The organism is Aquamicrobium zhengzhouense (assembly GCF_016124105.1).
GTDB lineage: Bacteria > Pseudomonadota > Alphaproteobacteria > Rhizobiales > Rhizobiaceae > Aerobium > Aerobium zhengzhouense.
Window position 1 is genome coordinate 1 of the sequence record NZ_JADGMQ010000020.1, and the last position, 18709, is coordinate 18709.

The 18709-nt window shown below is 59.1% G+C and carries 15 protein-coding genes; 12 read left to right on the top strand and 3 right to left on the bottom strand.

Annotation, left to right across the window (positions count from 1 at the left end):
* Positions 1–153: 153 nt before the first annotated feature.
* The 3 genes from IOD40_RS18445 to IOD40_RS18455 are packed head-to-tail and all read right to left on the bottom strand — an operon-like array spanning position 154 to position 2651.
* A complete protein-coding gene (locus IOD40_RS18445; protein ID WP_233714047.1) occupies positions 154–1032 on the bottom strand; it encodes a DMT family transporter in 879 nt (292 codons plus the stop codon).
* An 18-nt stretch (positions 1033–1050) separates the two neighbouring features.
* Positions 1051–1917: a prephenate dehydratase gene (locus IOD40_RS18450; protein ID WP_198478177.1), complete on the bottom strand. Its 867-nt coding sequence runs from the start codon at positions 1915–1917 to the stop codon at positions 1051–1053.
* Entirely contained in the window at positions 1914–2651 is a 738-nt protein-coding gene (locus IOD40_RS18455; RefSeq protein WP_198478178.1) for a 3-deoxy-manno-octulosonate cytidylyltransferase, read from the bottom strand. The genes IOD40_RS18450 and IOD40_RS18455 overlap by 4 nt, the downstream gene beginning before the upstream one ends.
* A 209-nt stretch (positions 2652–2860) precedes the next feature.
* On the opposite strand from IOD40_RS18455, the gene IOD40_RS18460 reads away from it, so the two are divergent.
* The 12 genes from IOD40_RS18460 (at position 2861) to IOD40_RS18515 (ending at position 18670) form a co-directional block, all read left to right on the top strand.
* On the top strand, positions 2861–3631 hold the full coding sequence (locus IOD40_RS18460) for a c-type cytochrome (RefSeq protein ID WP_198478219.1): 771 nt from the start codon (positions 2861–2863) through the stop codon (positions 3629–3631).
* Positions 3632–3783: 152 nt separating this feature from the next.
* Positions 3784–5661: an extracellular solute-binding protein gene (locus IOD40_RS18465; protein ID WP_233714048.1), complete on the top strand. Its 1878-nt coding sequence runs from the start codon at positions 3784–3786 to the stop codon at positions 5659–5661.
* Positions 5658–7535, top strand: a complete 1878-nt coding sequence (locus IOD40_RS18470) for an extracellular solute-binding protein (protein WP_198478179.1) — start codon at positions 5658–5660, stop codon at positions 7533–7535. The genes IOD40_RS18465 and IOD40_RS18470 overlap by 4 nt, the downstream gene beginning before the upstream one ends.
* A gap of 70 nt (positions 7536–7605) precedes the next feature.
* A complete protein-coding gene (locus tag IOD40_RS18475; protein ID WP_198478180.1) occupies positions 7606–8697 on the top strand; it encodes a microcin C ABC transporter permease YejB in 1092 nt (363 codons plus the stop codon).
* Positions 8697–9845, top strand: coding sequence for an ABC transporter permease (locus IOD40_RS18480; RefSeq protein WP_198478181.1), 1149 nt, complete (start codon positions 8697–8699; stop codon positions 9843–9845). The genes IOD40_RS18475 and IOD40_RS18480 overlap by 1 nt, the downstream gene beginning before the upstream one ends.
* Positions 9842–11470 (top strand): ABC transporter ATP-binding protein, encoded by a 1629-nt coding sequence (locus IOD40_RS18485; protein WP_198478182.1) that lies wholly within the window; start codon positions 9842–9844, stop codon positions 11468–11470. Before IOD40_RS18480 ends, IOD40_RS18485 begins: the two co-directional genes overlap by 4 nt.
* Before the next feature lie 22 nt (positions 11471–11492).
* Positions 11493–12443 carry a 2-hydroxyacid dehydrogenase gene (locus IOD40_RS18490; RefSeq protein ID WP_198478183.1) on the top strand — a complete coding sequence of 317 codons (951 nt, stop codon included), beginning with the start codon at positions 11493–11495 and terminating at the stop codon, positions 12441–12443.
* Positions 12444–12789: 346 nt separating this feature from the next.
* Positions 12790–14370 carry an ABC transporter substrate-binding protein gene (locus IOD40_RS18495; protein WP_198478184.1) on the top strand — a complete coding sequence of 527 codons (1581 nt, stop codon included), beginning with the start codon at positions 12790–12792 and terminating at the stop codon, positions 14368–14370.
* A 169-nt stretch (positions 14371–14539) separates the two neighbouring features.
* The gene (locus tag IOD40_RS18500) at positions 14540–15517 is read left to right on the top strand and encodes an ABC transporter permease (RefSeq protein WP_198478185.1); all 978 of its coding nucleotides are present in this window, start codon (positions 14540–14542) and stop codon (positions 15515–15517) included.
* 6 nt (positions 15518–15523) lie between these two features.
* The gene (locus IOD40_RS18505) at positions 15524–16474 is read left to right on the top strand and encodes an ABC transporter permease (RefSeq protein WP_198478186.1); all 951 of its coding nucleotides are present in this window, start codon (positions 15524–15526) and stop codon (positions 16472–16474) included.
* Positions 16474–18102, top strand: a complete 1629-nt coding sequence (locus IOD40_RS18510; RefSeq protein ID WP_198478187.1) for an ABC transporter ATP-binding protein — start codon at positions 16474–16476, stop codon at positions 18100–18102. The genes IOD40_RS18505 and IOD40_RS18510 overlap by 1 nt, the downstream gene beginning before the upstream one ends.
* Before the next feature lie 13 nt (positions 18103–18115).
* Positions 18116–18670, top strand: a complete 555-nt coding sequence (locus IOD40_RS18515; RefSeq protein ID WP_198478188.1) for a DUF924 family protein — start codon at positions 18116–18118, stop codon at positions 18668–18670.
* The last annotated feature ends 39 nt before the right edge of the window (positions 18671–18709 follow it).

Consider the following 18709-nt stretch of genomic DNA (forward strand, 5'->3'; position numbering starts at 1 on the left):
GCTCCCCCACGGGCTTGGTGTCCCCAGGTGGCTGCGGCCTCGCATCCGCCACCGCACCAACAATGATAGCAGATGCGGCGGGATTTAACTTACAAGGTGTCGAGGAGCGACGGAGGGGGCACCCTATGCGCCTGAGCCCGAAGGCTCCCCCTCCTACTCCCCGCCCCGGTCCCTCATCGACTTCTTCGGCTGCAATTCACTCACAATCACGCCGACGACGATAAGCGCCGCGCCGAGCAAGGCGAGCGCGGGAAGGCGCTCGCCGGCGATGCGTCCGAAGATGCCCGCCCAGACGGGCTCGCCAGCGTAGATGACCGTGGCGCGGGTCGGCGAAACCTCCTTTTGCGCCCAGTTCATCGTCAGCTGGATGATGCAGCTCGCAAACCCCATGCCGAGGGCAGCTCCTGCCCATATCCAGGAAAATTCCGGGATCGCCTCGCCGGTCACCGGCATGGCCAGCAACGAAAACACTCCGCCGCTCAGAAGTTGAACCGCTGTGATACGCCTGCTGTCGACGTCATTGGCGAGGCGGCCGATCAATATGATCTCGGCGGCAACTGCGACCGCACAAAGTATCGTCGCGATCTCCCCGGAGCTGAGCGAGATGGTGCCTGCATCCGGCCCTGCCAGCAGCACGAGCCCAACGAAGGCGAACACAACCCCGACCCAGCTCATCAACCGTGGTGGACGACCGAGCACCATCCACTGCAGCAAGGGGACGATGGGGACATAAAGCGCGGTGAGGAAGGCAGACTGGCTCGAGCTGATGGTCTGCAACCCGTAGGTCTGCAGGCCATAGCCAATGGCAAGGGTAAAGCCGATAGCCGAGCCACCGACGATCTCCGTGCGCGTAAAGCCGCGCATCGCCTTGTGAAACAGGAGGCAGGTGATGAGCCCGGCGGTCAGAAAGCGCACGCCGACGAAGAAGGCGGGACCGCTGACCGTCATCGCTGCCTGGACGACGAGGAAGGTCCCGCCCCACACGATGGTGATGGCGATCAGCGCAAGCTCATGGCGCGTGAACTTCAACATTCCCGCGCCCGTCATAAATCAGTCGTCCTGAACTTGTGTCAGGCGGAACGGATGGGCGTTGTAGACGCCGAGAATGCGCACTTCCTTGGAGAAGAAGGCGAGTTCCTTTAGCGCTTGCGCAACATTCTTGTCGTCAGGATGCCCTTCAATGTCGACATAGAACTGCGTCGAATAGAACTTGCCTCCAAGCTGGTAGCTTTCCAGCTTGGTCATGTTGACGCCGTTGGTGGCAAAGCCGCCCATCGCCTTGTACAGCGCGGCCGGGATATTGTGGACGCGGAACACGAAGGTGGTCATCATCAACCGCTCGGCGTCGGTGCGCGGGGTCCAGCGCTTTTCCTTCGACAGGACGACGAAGCGGGTGACGTTGTTGTCCGAATCCTCGACATTCTCCTCGATGATGTCGAGGCCGTAGAGGGAAGAGGCCAGGCGCGGGGCCAGAGCCGCCCGCGTTCGATCACCCTCCTCGGAAACAATGCGGGCTGCACCCGCCGTATCGCCAGAGACAACCGGCTTCCAGCGGTTCTTGCGGATTACCTTGCGGCACTGCCCGAGAGCATGGATGTGGCTGTGGACCGATTTGATCTCCTCTTTCGTCACACCCGGCAGCACCATGAGCTGGAAGTGAATCGGCAGGAAATACTCATCGACAATGTGCAGTCGTGATTCCGGCAAGAGGTAGTGAATGTCGGCCACGCGCCCTGCCAGCGTATTCTCGATCGGGATCATCGCAAGGTCAGCCTTGCCCGATTCAACCGCGTTGAATGCATCCTCGAAAGACGGGCAGGGCATCGGCTCCATGTCCGGGAACATGTCACGGCATGCGATATCGGAGTTGGCCCCAGGCTCGCCCTGGAACGCGATTTTGTTGGTTTTCGCGATCATGAATTACGGCTTTCGATGAGAGCGCGGGCGCGCTCGAGATCCTCAGGTGTATCGACGCCCAGCGGCACCGAATTGACGATTTCAGCGTCGATCCGCATGCCCGCCTCCAAGGCGCGCAATTGCTCCAGGCTCTCACGCTTCTCGAGCGTGGACTGCTCCAGCGAGACGAAACGTGCAAGAGCTGCACGGCGCCAGGCATAGATACCGACGTGATGGTAAAGTGGCCCCTCCCCCCAGGGAGCAGTAGCACGCGTGAAGTAAAGTGTCCGCAAACGTGTCTCGTTTAGCGGCGAGCCGACGATTTTCACCACGCTTGGCGCGGTCTTTTCCGCCTCGTCCACGATCGCCACTCCGAGTGTGCCGATATCGACAGCCGGATCTTCAAGCGGTGCAAGCGCTGCCTGAATAACCGCCGGATCAATGGTCGGCAGATCACCCTGAAGATTAAGTACCGTCTCAATGTGACCTTCGGGGTCAAGCGTTTGCAACGCCTCGAACACGCGATCCGAACCCGACTGATGCTTTGCATCCGTCATCACGGCCTCATGGCCGTATGCGTGCGCAGCATCAGCAATTTCAGCCGAATCGGTAGCGATAACCACGCGGCCCAGGCCGCTTCGGCGTGCCCGTTCCGCGACATGGATGATCATTGGCCGACCGCCAATGTCTGCAAGAGGCTTCCCCGGCAAACGCGTCGACGCCATGCGGGCTGGGATAAGGATCAGAACTGACATGCGTTTTTAGTGCTCAATCGCTGGAAAAGTGGCAAAACGTCTCACCGGGATGCGTTCTTATATGTGTTGCAAGGAACGAGCAAAAGACCTAGTTTCCGCGCGATTTTCACCGGCACCCGCCGCACGGGGGTTTTCGCCTGCGCAATGCACAGGTTGAAGTGACGCACGGCGGGCCTAGTTAGCCGGATCAAGGGAGCCTTTGGCAGATGATGGATTCGTTCGAGCTCAATAAGGTGATCGGTGCGTTCCTTGCGGTGGTGTTCGTGATGTTTTCGGTCAGCCTTGCGTCCGATACCATCTTCTCCACCCATGCACCTGAGACGCCGGGTTATGCAATCGAAGTCGCGGAAGACACCGGCGGCGGCGCTGGCGGCGCACCAGTAGAGGAAGGTCCGTCGATTGCGGAACTCCTGCAGACGGCTGATGCAGATGCCGGCGCGAGCGCATTTCGTCCCTGCGCTGCCTGCCACACCGCTGAAGAAGGCGGCCCGAACAAGGTTGGTCCGAACCTCTGGGGTATCTTGAACCGTCCGATCGCGTCTCACGAAGGCTTCAGCTACTCGGCGGCCATGCGTGAGTTCTCCCAGGGCGGCTCGGTCGCCTGGGACTATGAGCACCTGAGCGAGTTCCTGAAGGCTCCGCGCAGCTACATTCAGGGCACCTCGATGGCCTTCGCCGGCATCAAGAAGATCGAGCAGGAAGCAAACCTGATCGCATATCTGCGCACCTTGTCGAACGATCCGGCTCCGCTGCCGGAAGTGATCAGCGAAGAAGCAGCTCCGGCAGAAGAAGCCGCACCAGCTGAAGACGCAGCGCCTGCTGAAGAAGCTGCTCCGGCTGAAGAGGCAGCGCCTGTACAGGAAGAAGCTCCGGCTGAGACCACGCCTGCACAGCCTGACACGCAGGACGATGGCACCTCGGCTTCGCCTGAGACCTCTCCGGCAACGGAGACCCCGGCAGAAGAGCCGGCTGCGCAATAACGCAGTTGTAATCATCCGATCACGAAAAAGCCGGGTTTCGCCCGGCTTTTTTGTTACTGTCGAATCGGCGGAGGCAAATCGACAGGACCGGCAGTTCCATTCCTGGCGCAAGCGTTTAGTCTCCCCAAACCAGAGTGCGGGGCATGAGGATGATGATGGGAATTTCGAGCTGGCGTAAGTTTGCCATTGGCCTGACAGCTATCGCGACCTTATCGGCAACGACGCTTCCGTCCCGGTCCGACGAATGGCGCACCACCTCATCCCTCATTGCGGACCAGACCGAGAGCGCCACCTTCGAGCGCTACCCTTATGTCAATCCGGATGCGCCCAAGGGCGGCACGCTGAGCAGCACCGCTTTCGGCACTTTCGACAGCTTCAACCCCTTCATCGTTCGCGGCACACCCGGCGCTGGCATCTCCCTTCTCTTCGAGACGCTGATGGAGCAGTCGACGGACGAGTCCGGCACCAGTCACGCATTGATCGCCGAAGCTTTCAAATATCCCGATGATTATTCGTCAGCCACCTATCGCCTGAGCAAGGATGCACGCTGGCATGATGGTCAGCCGGTGACCGCCGAAGACGTGATCTGGTCCTTCAACATGCTGAAGGAAATCAGCCCTCTATACAGCCGCTATTTTGCGAATGTGACGGAAGCCATCGCGCTGAACGAGCATGAGGTCGAATTCAAATTCGATCAGGCCGGCAACCGGGAGCTGCCCCACATCATGGGCGACCTCTATGTCCTGCCAAAACATTGGTGGGAGGGCGAGAACGCCAAGGGCGAAAAGCGCGACATCCGCAACCCGACGCTTGAAGCGCCACTCGGCAGTGGCCCCTACAAGATCAAATCCTTCACTCCGGGATCTCGCATCGTCATGGAACGGGTCAAGGATTATTGGGGCGAAAAAATCCCGGTGAATGTCGGTCGCCATAATTACGATGAGCTGGTCTACACCTATTTTCAGGATGACAACGCCGCCTTCATCGCCTTCACCAAAGGCGGGCTGGAAGATGTCCGCCGCGAGTTAAGCACCAGGCGCTGGTCGGTTGAATACAACTTCCCCGCCTTCGAACGTGGAGATGTGATCAAACGCGAGTTTGAGCAGGGCGGCGTCCAGCAGATGCAGGCTTTCGTCTTCAACATGCGCCTGCCCCGCTTCCAGGACCGGCGAGTACGCAAGGCCCTGACGCTCGCCTATAATTTCGAAGAGCAGAACCGGCTGCAGTTTTTCGGGCTGAACAAGCGGCTCTCAAGTTATTTTCAAAACTCCGAGCTTGCCTCCAGCGGCATGCCTGAGGGTAAGGAACTTGAGATCCTGGAGCCCTTCCGTGACCAGCTCCCGCCAGAGGTCTTTACCGACGAATTCAAGCTGCCCGCATTCGAGACCCGCACCGCCGAGCGCGATCATCTGCGCGAGGCCGTGAAGCTGTTCGATGAGGCTGGCTGGACCATCAAGAATGGCCGGATGGTCAACAAGGAAAGCGGCGAGCAGTTCGCGATTGAATTTCTCGGTGGCTCGCCGACTTCGGAAGTCATTTCGGGCGGCCTGATCGCGACATTGAGGCGCCTTGGCATCGATGCCTCGCTGCGGATCGTTGATACCTCGCAATATGTCCAGCGCTACCAGGCATTCGAATTCGATGCGGTGACCGCAGGCTTTCCCCAGACGGAATCGCCTGGGAACGAGCAGCGCGACTATTGGAGCACCAAGGCTGCGGACTCTCCAGGTTCTCGCAACGTCGCCGGCATCAAGGACCCCGCCGTTGACGCCCTGATCGACAAGATCATCTTCGCCAAGGATCGCGAGGAGCTCGTTGCCGCAACGCGCGCGCTTGATCGGGTCCTGCTCTGGAACTACTACGCGATCCCGCAATATTATCAGCCGACCATGCGCTACGCTTACTGGAACAAGTTCCGCATCCCCGATCAGCAGCCGCGCTATGCCGGTATCGATCTGATGTCGTGGTGGGTGATCCCGCAGCGCGAGGCGGCGATCGAAGAAAGTATCGAGAACGAGGCAGCCGAATGAGGAACGGCAACTGCCTTCACCGTCGCGGCTTTCTGGCCCTCGGCGGCGCAGCAATCCTTGCTCCGCAACTGCCAAGCCTTGCCGAAGCAAAGATCAGCACCCAGACGCCGCTGTACGGAATTTCGGTGTTTGGCGACCTCAAATATCAGTCAGACTTCAAGCACCTGGAATATGTGAATCCAGACGCTCCGAAGGGCGGCCGGATCGTGCCCCAGGCGTCTTCGATCGTCTACAATCAGAACTTCAACACGTTCGACACGCTGAACATGTTCGTCCTGCGCGGCAATGGGCCATATGGGATGGGGCTCACCTTTGCCAGCCTGATGCAGTCGCCCGCCGACGAATTGTCCAGTGCATACGCCTATGTCGCCCGCTCGGTCACGGTCAGCGACGACAAGCTCACCTGGCAGTTCGAGATCGACCCGGAAGCGCACTTCCATGATGGCACGCCTATCAGCCCTGCCGATATCGTGTTCTCGCTGAAGGTCCTTCGAGACAAGGGCCACGAGAACCTGGCCAGCTCGCTGCGCCAGATGGAAAGCGTCGAAGCTTTAGGCAACGACAAGGTCGTCGTCAGCTTGCTGCCTGACAGCAACATATCCACGGTCCTCACCATCGTCGGATGCCCGATCTTCTCCGAGAAATGGTGGGAAGGTCGCGATTTCGAGGCGACGCTTTCCGAAGCTCCCCTGGGCTCCGGCCCTTACCGGCTCCGCCAATATTCGTTCGGCTCATATATCGAGTTCGAACGCGTCCCGGACCACTGGGCGGCAAAAAAACCGATCATGATTGGTCGGTACAATTTCGACCGCATCCGCTACGAATATTATCGCGACCGCACCGCCAGCTTCGAGGCTTTCAAGGCGGGCCACATTCAGTTCAGAGAGGAGTTCACCTCAAGGAGCTGGGCGACGGACTACAACTTCCCGGCGATTATCGATGGGCGGATCAAGCGGGAAGAGGTCAGGGATGAAACGCCCTCCGGCGGGCAGGCATGGTTCTTCAACACGCGCCGCGAGAAGTTCGCCGATCCACGAATTCGTAAGGCCATCGGCCTCATGTTCGACTTCGAATGGACCAACGCGAACCTCATGTACAATTCCTACGAGCGTTCGGCTTCGTTCTATGAGAAGACGGAGTACAAGGCGACGGGAACGCCGGATGCTGCCGAACTGGCCATCATGGAACCAATGCGTGACCAGATTCCGGCCGAAGCTTTCGAAGAGCCCTACGTGCCCCCCAAGACTGACGGATCGGGACGGGTGCGAAACCTCGCACGAGACGCCGTAAAGCTCCTCACCGAGTCCGGCTGCAAGCTCGAGGGCGGCCGTTTGCTGCTTCCTTCTGGAGAGCAGCTGGCGCTCGAGTTTCTCGACGATGACAACACCTTCGAGCCTCATCACAACGCGTTCGTGAACAACCTTCGCAGTATCGGGATCAACGCCACCTATCGCGTGGTCGACGCGTCGCAATATGCGTTGAGGCGTCGCGACTTCGACTTCGACATGACGATCTCCCGTTTCTCGATGCCGCTCTATCCGCACCGCTTCATCAAGCAGCTCTTCGGTTCCAGCAGCGCGAATGCTCCTGGCTCGTTCAACCTCGCGGGTGTCGCCAATCCTGCTATCGATGAAGTTCTTGAGAAAATCATCGCTGCCGAGACCCCTGAGGAATTCAAGGTCGCCAGCCGCGTGATGGATCGGTTATTGCGGGCGGAGCACTATTTCGTCTTCCAGTGGCACAAGGCATCGCACTGGCTCGCCTATTGGGACTTCTATGATAAGCCGGCGATCAAACCGAAATATGATATCGGTGTCATAGATACCTGGTGGACCAGACCTGATCGCATTTCAGCAACAGGCATGAGCGGCTAGCAACGCTTGCCATGCCAAACCATTACGATAGCTTTTGCATGAACATATTTGAAGCCGGACCGACGACCTGATGGGCGCCTACATTCTTCGCCGACTTCTGCTGATGATCCCGACACTGTTCGGGATCATGGCTGTTTCCTTCATCGTCATTCAGTTCGCGCCGGGAGGTCCGGTCGAGCAGGTCATCGCTCGCATCTCGGGTGAAGGTGGCAACGCCATGGACCGCATTTCCGGCGGCGGTGGCGATATGGGTGGAGGAGCGGCCGAGCAAGGCGACTTCCGCTACCGCGGCGCGCAGGGCCTCGACCCCGCCTTCATCGCCAAGCTCGAGCAGCAATTCGGCTTCGACAAGCCCCCGCTCGAGCGCTTCTTCACGATGATCTGGAACTATGCCCGCTTCGATTTCGGCGACAGCTATTTCCGGGACATTTCTGTCGTCGATCTCATAATCGAGAAAATGCCCGTCTCCATTTCGCTCGGCTTGTGGATCACGCTGATCTCTTACGCGATATCAATCCCGCTCGGTATCCGAAAGGCGGTCAAGGACGGTTCAGCCTTCGACGTCTGGACCAGTGGCATTGTCATTGTCGGCTATGCGATCCCGGGTTTCCTGTTCGCCATCATGTTGATGGTGCTTTTCGCTGGCGGCTCGTTCTTCGACTGGTTCCCGCTGCGGGGACTGGTCTCCGAAAACTGGTCACAGCTATCGTGGCCAGAGCGCATTCTTGATTATTTCTGGCACCTCACGCTGCCTTTGACGGCAATGGTTCTGTCCGCTTTCGCGACCACGACCCTTCTTACGAAAAACTCCTTCCTCGATGAGATCCGCAAGCAATATGTCGTCACGGCACGCGCAAAGGGCCTATCGGAAAAACAGGTGCTTTATGGGCACGTCTTCCGCAATGCGATGCTTCTCATCATTGCCGGCTTCCCGGCCGCGTTCATCTCGGCGTTCTTCACCGGCTCGCTGCTGATCGAGAATATCTTCTCCCTTGATGGCCTTGGCCTTCTCGGCTTCCGCTCGGTGCTTGATCGCGACTACGCGGTCGTCTTTGCGACACTCTACATCTTCTCGCTGATCGGCCTCGTCGTTGGTCTGATTTCCGACCTCATCTACACATGGATCGACCCGCGCATCGACTTCGACCGGAGGGATGTGTGATGTCGGAGATCGTTACCAAGACCACAGTTGAAACCGTCCGGCAGACCAAGCGGCCGTTCCTGTCGCCGCTAAACCAGCGCCGGTGGGAAAATTTCAAGGCCAACCGACGCGGGTACTGGTCGCTCTGGATCTTTCTGGTCCTGTTCGTGCTGTCGCTGTTTGCCGAGTTCATCGCCAACGACAAGCCGGTCCTCGCTTCTTACAAGGGCGAAATACTCTTCCCGGTTCTCGTCGACTATCCGGAAGAAAAGTTCGGCGGGTTCCTCGCGATAACCGACTATCGCGATCCGGTCATCCAGGAAGAGATCGACGCGAATGGCTGGACCATCTGGCCGCCGATCCGCTACTCCTACCGCACCGTCAACAACGATATTCCGGAAGCAGCACCCGCCAAGCCATCATGGCTCTATGACGCCGAGACCCGGTGCTCGCGCTATTACGAAGGCGTTGATGATCCCAATTGCATCAAGGGCAACTGGAACTGGCTTGGAACGGATGATCAGGCGCGTGACGTGCTCGCCCGGGTGATCTACGGCTTCCGCATCTCGGTCCTCTTCGGTCTCACCCTTACAATCGCCTCAGCAGTGATCGGCGTCTCCGCCGGTGCCGTTCAGGGCTATTTCGGCGGCTGGACCGATCTCATCTTCCAGCGCGTCATCGAGATCTGGTCGTCGATCCCGGTGCTCTACCTGATCCTGATCATCGCCGCGGTTCTGCCACCGGGCTTTTTCATATTGCTCGGGATCATGCTGCTGTTCTCGTGGGTCGCCTTTGTGGGGGTGGTGCGTGCAGAGTTCCTGCGTGCCCGAAACTTCGAATATGTGAACGCAGCGCGCGCGCTGGGTGTGTCGAACCGCACCATCATGTTCCGGCACCTTCTGCCGAACGCAATGGTGGCGACACTGACCTTCCTGCCTTTCATCCTCAACGGATCGATAACGACGCTGACTTCGCTCGACTTCCTCGGCTTTGGCCTGCCGCCCGGCTCTGCCTCGCTCGGGGAGATGCTGCGTCAAGGCCAGCGCAATTTGAACGCACCATGGCTTGGCATCACCGGCTTCCTCACGCTTTCGATCATGCTGTCGCTGCTGATCTTCATCGGTGAAGCCACACGCGACGCGTTCGACCCGCGGAAGACTTTCAGATGAGCCAGTCACTTCTTTCCGTCCGTGATCTTTCCGTTGCCTTTTCGCAGGGCGGCAGAGATTCTGTCGCGGTCGATCACATCTCGTTCGATGTCGCACGTGGTGAGACGGTCGCACTTGTCGGGGAATCTGGTTCGGGCAAATCGGTCTCGGCCCTGTCGGTGCTCAAGCTCCTCCCCTACCCCTCGGCCAGCCACCCGTCGGGCCAGATTATCTTCAACGGCGAAGACCTTCTGGCCAAGAACGAGCGTGAACTGCGCAAGGTGCGCGGCAACAAGATCACGATGATCTTCCAGGAGCCGATGACCTCGCTCAATCCGCTACACACCATCGAGCAGCAGATTGGAGAGATCCTGAAGCTCCACCGTGGGATGAGCGATACCGCCGCACGCGCACGCACCCTGGAGCTTTTGCACGAGGTCGGCATCCGCGAACCTGAAAAGCGCCTGGGGGCCTATCCGCACCAGATGTCCGGCGGGCAGCGCCAGCGCGTCATGATCGCGATGTCGCTTGCAAACGAACCGGAGCTTCTGATCGCCGACGAGCCGACCACTGCGCTAGATGTGACGGTGCAGGCGCAGATTCTGGAGCTTCTCGCCGGGCTCAAGAAGAAGAACAACATGTCCATGTTGTTCATCACCCATGACCTTGGAATTGTCCGCCGCATCGCCGATCGCGTTTGTGTCATGACCAAGGGCAAGATCGTCGAGACCGGACCGACGCGTGAAATCTTCGCCAATCCTCAGCATGAATATACGCGCCATCTTCTGGCGGCGGAGCCGAAGGGTCGCGCGCCCAACCCCGATCCTGATGCAGAGACGGTACTGTCCGGTCAGGACATCAAGGTCTGGTTTCCGATCAAGGCAGGCTTCTTTCGTAAGACGGTCGACCATGTGAAAGCGGTCGACGGCATCGACATCGAGGTAAAGGCCGGTCAGACGTTGGGTATTGTCGGCGAGTCCGGATCTGGAAAGACCACACTTGGTCTGGCTCTCTCGCGCATGATTTCGTCTGAGGGGCGCATCCACCTCGGAGACAAGGAAATAGACGGCTTTACCTTCAAGCAGATGCGTCCGCTGCGGCGTGAAATGCAGATTGTCTTCCAAGATCCGTTCGGCTCGCTGAGCCCGCGCATGTCGGTTTCCGAAATCATCGAGGAAGGCCTGAAGATCCACCAGCCCCAGCTCGACCACGACCAGCGCGATGCCATTGTCGTTGACGTGCTGCAGGAAGTTGGGCTCGATTCCGCGACGCGCTTTCGCTACCCGCACGAATTTTCAGGCGGCCAGCGCCAGCGCATCGCGATCGCACGCGCCATGGTGCTGAAGCCGCGCTTCGTCATGCTGGATGAGCCGACCTCGGCGCTGGACATGAGTGTCCAGGCGCAGGTTGTCGACCTGCTTCGCGACCTGCAAGCCAAGCACCGCCTCGCCTATCTCTTCATCAGCCACGACCTGAAGGTCGTGCGAGCCCTTTCAAACCATGTCATTGTCATGCGCAATGGCAAGGTCGTCGAACATGGACCGGTCGAGCAGATCTTCGAGAATCCTCAGACCGATTATACCAAGGCGCTGATTGCCGCCGCGTTCGACATCGCAACCGCGCCGGAAGGCGTGGTCAGTCAGTAAGCTTCTTCTTGTGGGGGACGTCATGAGCACTTCTGCGCGCAGCCGCGTATTGATCTCGGTTACCGGGTGGGATCCCTCAGACTGGGTGCGCCTGATGTCGGCGGAACACGACGTGGTTCTCGAACCTGAAGGAAGCGCTGATCCGAGCATCGACTATGCCGTCGTCTGGAAGCATCCGCAGGGCATCCTCAAATCGCTGCCAAATCTCAAGGCGATCTTCTCGCTTGGGGCGGGTGTCGACCACATCATGACCGACACCGACCTTCCGGATGTGCCGATTGCCCGCGTCGTTGCGGACAATCTGACCCGCCACATGGTTGAGTACGTCACCTGGCGCGTCATGGACCACCACCGCCAGGGCTCCACCTACCGGGCGCAACAGGCGAAGAAGGTGTGGTCCGAGCCGTCCCAGCCTACCACCGACGAGGTCAATGTCGGCATCATGGGACTTGGCGAACTCGGGCGCGCCGCCGCTTCCGCCTTGCTAACGCTGGGTTTCAACGTCACGGGCTGGGCAAGATCCCCCAAGAATATTGAAGGCGTGACCTGCTATGCCGGAAATGAAGGCTTGGCCGACTTTCTCGCGGCCACCGACATTCTGGTCGTGCTCCTGCCGCACACGCCGGCCACCGAAGGCATGATCAATTACGAGCTGCTTCGGGGCCTGAGGCGCGACAACGCACTCGGCGGCGCATCCCTCATCAATGGCGGTCGCGGCAAGCTGCAAAACGAGGCAGACATTTTGCGTGCCCTTGACGACGGCACTCTCAAGGAAGCCAGCCTCGACGTCTTCCAAGTCGAGCCGCTGCCGCAAACCAGCGGCCTGTGGGAACATCCGCGCGTCTTCATCACACCCCACGCGGCAGCGACGTCGGATCCGGCTCACCTTGCGCCCCTCATCCTCGAGCAGATCAAGCGCTTTGAGCGTGGCGAGCCGCTGAACCATCTCGTCGACATGCAGGCAGGATACTGAAAACCGTCTCTTGGTGAGCGAGACCACTCGCTCACCTTCCTGCCTCGAAGAAGGTAAGTCGACTTTCCATCCGAACTTTCCGGCCCGGATGCGATATTTCAAGATTGAAGCTTTGACCGCTTTGCGCCTGTTACCCTAGGTCAGTACACTCGCGTCACAGTCAATCTCCCCACCGCCTAAGCTTCTGTAAAACAATACTTTATTTCGCCCAAGCAGCCTTCAGGCGAGACTTATAAACAACCCTTCCCAAACAACAAACGCTCCCATAAGGTATTTGCCAATCGTAGGCAGGCGAAGTCCCGCCGCGGGGAACCGAAAAAATTGAACAGATTGCTTGGGAGCTATCATGCGTAAACTTCTGATTACCGCGAGTGTGCTCGCGCTCGGCCTGGCCATCATGCCAGCGTCGGCCGAAACAATCCGCTGGGCACGCAACTCCGATGCGTTGACGCTAGATCCGCATTCGCAGAACCAGGGAACAACCCATACTTTCAGCCATCACATCTATGAAACGCTCGTTGATCGTGACGTTGAAGGCAATCTGATCCCCCGCCTCGCGACCGAATGGAGCGTCAAGGAAGACGATCCGACGGTCTGGGTCTTCAAGGTCCGCGAGGGCGTCAAGTTTCATGATGGCGCTGAGCTGACCGCCGAAGACGTCGTCTTCTCGCTCGATCGTGCGCGCTCCGACAAGTCGAACCTCAAGCAGCTTCACTCTGCCGTCGCGAGCGTCACCGCTGTCGATGATTTCACTGTCGAAGTGAAAATGACGGGCCCGTCGCCGCTCTATCCGAACAATCTGACCAACACCTTCATCATGGACAAGGGCTGGACGGAGACGAACAACGCTGTCGAGGTGCAGCAGGCAGGCTCGACCGACGACAATTACGCGGTCCGCAACACCAACGGCACCGGCCCTTACATTCTGGTCTCACGTGATCCGGACGTCCGTTCGGTGTTGAAGATCAACGAAAATCACTGGGCTGAGAGCAAGCCTGCCATCACCGAGATCATCTACCTGCCGATCGCTGACAATGCGACCCGTATCGCGGCTTTGCTTTCAGGCGAAGTTGATCTGGTCCAGGACGTTCCGGTGCAGGACGTCGAGCGGCTGGCTGGCACTGCCGGCATCCGCGTCGAGACCGGCCCTGAAAACCGCATCATCTATTTCGGCTATCGTCTGGGTGAAGAACCGCTGAAGTCATCAAACGTCACGGACAAGAACCCGCTCGCCGATTCGAAGGTGCGCGAGGCGATGCACCTGGCGATCGATCGCAATGCCATCAAGCAGGTCGTCATGCGTGGTCAGGCCGTGCCGACCGGCGTGGCGACGCCGCCATTCGTCAACGGCTGGACGCCGGAGCTCGACGCCTATCCTGAAAAGGCGGACGCCGCCAAGGCCAAGGAACTGCTGGCAGAGGCCGGTTATCCGGATGGGTTCACCATCACCCTCGACACCCCGAACAACCGCTATGTCAACGATGAGGCGATCAGCCAGGCTATCGTCGGCATGCTCGGCCAGATCGGCATCAAGGTGACGCTCGCTTCGCGCCCCGTCGCTCAGCACTCGCCGCTGATTCAAAACGCCGAGACCGACTTCTATCTCCTTGGCTGGGGGGTTCCGACCTTCGACTCGGCCTACATCTTCAACGACCTGGTCCACACCAAGGAAGGTCAGTACGGCGCTTACAACCCGAGCGGTTACAGCAATCCTGAACTGGACAAGAAGATCCAGTCGCTCGCGACCGAGATCGATGTCGAGAAGCGCAATGCGACGATCGCCGAAATCTGGAAGACCGTTCAGGAAGACCGCGTCCTCCTGCCGATCCACAACCAGGTTCTTGCTTACGCGATGAAGGACAAGTTTACGCTGGCGGTTCATCCTGAGAACCAGCCACGTATCTACGAAGTCACCATCAACGACTAAGCAACGCCGTTATGCTGCTTGCGGCGGACTCCTCCGCCGCAAGCAGCGCATCGTATCCCATCCCGAACACCAGCTCCGCGGCAGTTCCAGTTTTTGAGAGCATGCCGCGCAGCCAAGCGTCTACCTTCGGCGCTTTTCAGTCGAAGACGCCATTGCGGGGAAAGAAGCCATGCTTGCCTTCATCCTGAGACGGCTCGCACAGTCCATCATTGTCATGGCTGTCGTCGCTCTGATTGCTTTTATGCTGTTCCGCTATGTGGGCGACCCGGTCGCTTCATTGCTTGGACAGGACTCGCGCCTTGAAGACTTTGAAGAGCTGCGCGAGAGACTGGGTCTCAACGATCCGTTCTACGTCCAGTTCGGCCGCTTCATCGGCAACGCGCTGCAGGGCGAGTTCGGGATTTCCTACCGGCTTCAACAGCCTGTAAGCGAGCTCATCATCAGCCGTCTGCCGGCAACGATCGAGCTTGCCTTTGCCTCCGCAACGATCGCGCTCGTCTTTGGCCTGACGCTCGGCGTCTTCACCGCACTCAAGCCGCGCAGCTTCGCCTCGGGCGTTATCATGACCCTGTCGCTGGTCGGCGTCTCGCTGCCAACCTTCCTGATCGGTATTGGCCTCATCTACGTCTTCGCGGTCGAGCTGCAATGGTTGCCCTCATTCGGGCGTGGCGAGGTGGTCGATATAGGCGGTTGGAGAACCGGGCTGCTGACTGAAACGGGGCTGCGTTCCCTCATCCTTCCCGCGATCACTCTGTCGCTGTTCCAGCTCACGCTGATCATGCGCCTGGTGCGGGCCGAAATGCTTGAGGTATTGCGGCAGGACTACATCCGGTTCGCGCGAGCACGCGGCCTGTCCAAGCGGGCAATCAATTTCGGCCACGCCCTGAAAAACACGATGGTGCCAGTCATCACGATCACGGGCCTGCAGCTTGGTTCGGTCATCGCCTTCTCCATCGTGACGGAAACCGTCTTCCAATGGCCGGGCGTTGGCTCGCTCTTCATCAACTCCGTTCAGGTTGTCGATGTCCCGGTGATGGCCGCTTATCTGATGTTCATCGCCTTCGTTTTCGTCGTCATCAACCTGATCGTGGACATTCTTTATTTCGCCGTCGACCCGCGACTTCGCGTCGGCGCCGGGCGGAGGTAGGTACCGATGAGCTCCACAAACAACCCTGCTGTCACGGAACAACCACGGTCGCGCTTCCAGCGTATCTGGGACTCGGACATCTTCTTCTCGTTCCGTCGCTCGCCGATCACGATCGTTGCTGCCCTCGTCACGCTGGTCCTGATCCTGTCTGCACTTTTTGCGCCGTGGATCGCGCCTTACGACCCGTTCAATCCGGCAAGCCTCAACCTGATGGATGGGTTCACCCCGCCCAATTCGGAATCGATGATGGGCAACTACTTCCTGCTCGGCAGCGACCATCAGGGACGAGACGTGCTGTCCACGATCCTTTATGGCAGCCGCATCTCCCTGTTTGTCGGCATCTCCGCAACGCTGTTTGCGATGGCGATGGGGATCTCGCTCGGGCTTCTCGCGGGCTATCGCGGCGGCACTATTGACGCCGTAATCATGCGTGTTGCTGACATTCAGCTTTCCTTTCCCGCCATTCTGATCGCATTGCTGATCTTCGGCATCGCACGCGGGATCATCCCTCCCAGCCAGCAGGAAAACATGGCTGTCTGGGTGCTGATTATCGCCATCGGCCTTTCAAACTGGGCTCAGTTCGCTCGTACGGTTCGCGGCGCGACGATGGTGGAGCGGCAGAAGGATTATGTGTCCGCCGCAAAGCTGATCGGCGTCCACCCGCTGCGGATCCTCATCCGTCACGTCCTGCCGAACGTTCTTGCGCCCGTTCTCGTTATCGGGACCATTGGCCTCGCTCTTGCCATCATCGAAGAAGCGACCTTGTCGTTCCTCGGCGTCGGCGTGCCTCCGACCCAGCCGTCTCTCGGCACCCTGATCCGCATCGGACAGCAGTTTCTGTTCTCGGGCGAATGGTGGATTCTGTTCTTCCCAGCCATGACCCTCATCCTGCTGGCGCTTGCCGTGAACCTCCTTGGTGACTGGCTGCGCGACGCGTTGAACCCGAGGCTGCGCTGATGTCTGAGCCGATCATCTCCGTACGAAATCTCGTCGTTGAGTTCCCGCTGCGGCGTGGGCTGTTCACGGCAGTTGATGATGTCTCGTTCGACATCATGCCTGGCGAAATCCTTGGCGTTGTCGGCGAGTCAGGGGCCGGCAAGTCCATGACGGGCGCAGCTATCATTGGCCTGATAGAGCCGCCGGGCCACATTGCCAGCGGCGAAATCTATCTGAAGGGCAAGCGGATCGACAATCTGCCGCCCGAAGAGATGAGCCGTCTGCGCGGTAAGTGGATTGGCATGGTCTTCCAGGACCCGCTGACCTCGCTTAACCCGCTCTACACCGTCGGTCAGCAGCTGATCGAAACGATCCGCCGACACCTGCCAATGAATGAGGCACAGGCACGCCAGCGGGCGATCGATCTTCTGGACGAAGCCGGTATTCCGACCCCGGAGAGCCGGATCGACAGCTATCCGCACCAGTTCTCCGGCGGCATGCGTCAGCGGGTCGTCATCGCACTGGCACTCGCAGCAGAGCCCGAACTGATCATTGCCGACGAGCCGACCTCGGCTCTCGATGTCTCGGTTCAGGCGCAGATCATCAAGGTGCTGAAGAAGCTCTGCGAAAGCCGTGGCGCGGCAGTCATGCTTGTCACCCACGACATGGGCGTGATTGCCGAGACGGCAACACGCATGATCGTGATGAACAAGGGCAAGATCGTCGAGACAGGATCGGTCGGGGACATCATCAAGCGCCCGAAGGAAGACTATACGATCAAGCTGATCGAGGCGATCCCGTCCATCAAGGATGAGACGCGCCGGCATGAAGCGCCTCCGACGTCGACACTGTTGGTCGAGGTCAAGAATCTGACACGGGATTTCGATCTCTCACCCGGCTTCTTCGACAGACTGCTCAAGGGGGCGAAGCGCAACGTCGTCAAGGCCGTCCAGAATGTCTCCTTCGACATTCGCAAAGGGTCGACCTTCGGGCTGGTCGGCGAGTCCGGCTCGGGCAAATCGACCTGCGCGCGCATGCTGGTCGGGCTGATCAAGCCAACTTCCGGGCAGGTTCTGCTTGAAGGACAAGACATCGCAGCCGGCCTTACCCAGGAACGACGCCAGAAGGTTCAAATGATCTTCCAGGATCCCTATGCCAGCCTCAATCCGCGCTGGCGGGTGGCGGATATCATCGCCGAACCGATGCACGCGCTGAAGCTGGTATCTAACCGCCGAGAGGCTGAAGACCGCGTTGCCGACCTTTTGCGACGCGTCCGTCTCGATCCCGTTTCGATGCGCAAATACCCACACGAATTTTCCGGCGGTCAGCGCCAGCGCATTGCCATTGCACGTGCCCTTTCGAGCCAACCTGAATTCATCGTCTGCGACGAGCCGACATCCGCGCTCGATGTCTCCGTCCAGGCGCAGGTGCTTGATCTCATGCGAGACCTTCAAGATGAGTTCGGGCTTACCTATCTGCTGATCAGCCACAATCTCGCAGTGGTGCGCCAGATGGCGGACGATGTCGGCGTGATGCACAGCGGAGTGCTTGTGGAACGTGGTCCGGTCGATGCGATCTTTGATGACCCGCAAGCCGAATATACGCGTATGCTGCTGAATGCGGTACCGGACATTTCGAAAGTGGAATAAAGAGGAGCACGATATGGCAGAAGCTTGGGTCGAGGATGTCCTGGATTTCTGGTTCAAGGATCTTACACGTCAGGACTGGTTCTCGGGCGGTCCCGAGCTGGACGAGAAAGTCCGCGCGCGGTTCTTGCCGCTCTATGAGAAGCTGAAATCGAGTTTTAGCGCGAAGAGCACCGCCGATGCCCGCACCGCGCTTGCTGCGATCATTGTGTTCGACCAGTTCCCACGCAACATGTTCCGCGGCACACCGGCTGCCTTTGCGACGGATGATCTAGCGCTCGCCATTTCGCGGCTCTCGATCGAAAAGAAGTTCGATGCTGATCTCGACGACGATGCCAAGGCGTTCCTCTACATGCCCTTCATGCATTCGGAAGTCGCCGCAGATCAGGAGCGTTGCGTAGATCTGTTCCGGTCACTGCCGAATGCCGAAGAGAGCATCAAATACGCGATCGAGCACCGCGATATCGTCGCTAAATTCGGACGTTTCCCGCATCGCAACTATATTTTGGGTCGCGAGAGCACGGAAGCGGAAATCGAATTTCTCAAGACGCATGCAGGTTACGGCCAGTAGACGCGGTCTTGTGTCGGCGTTCGGCGCGGCCATAATTGC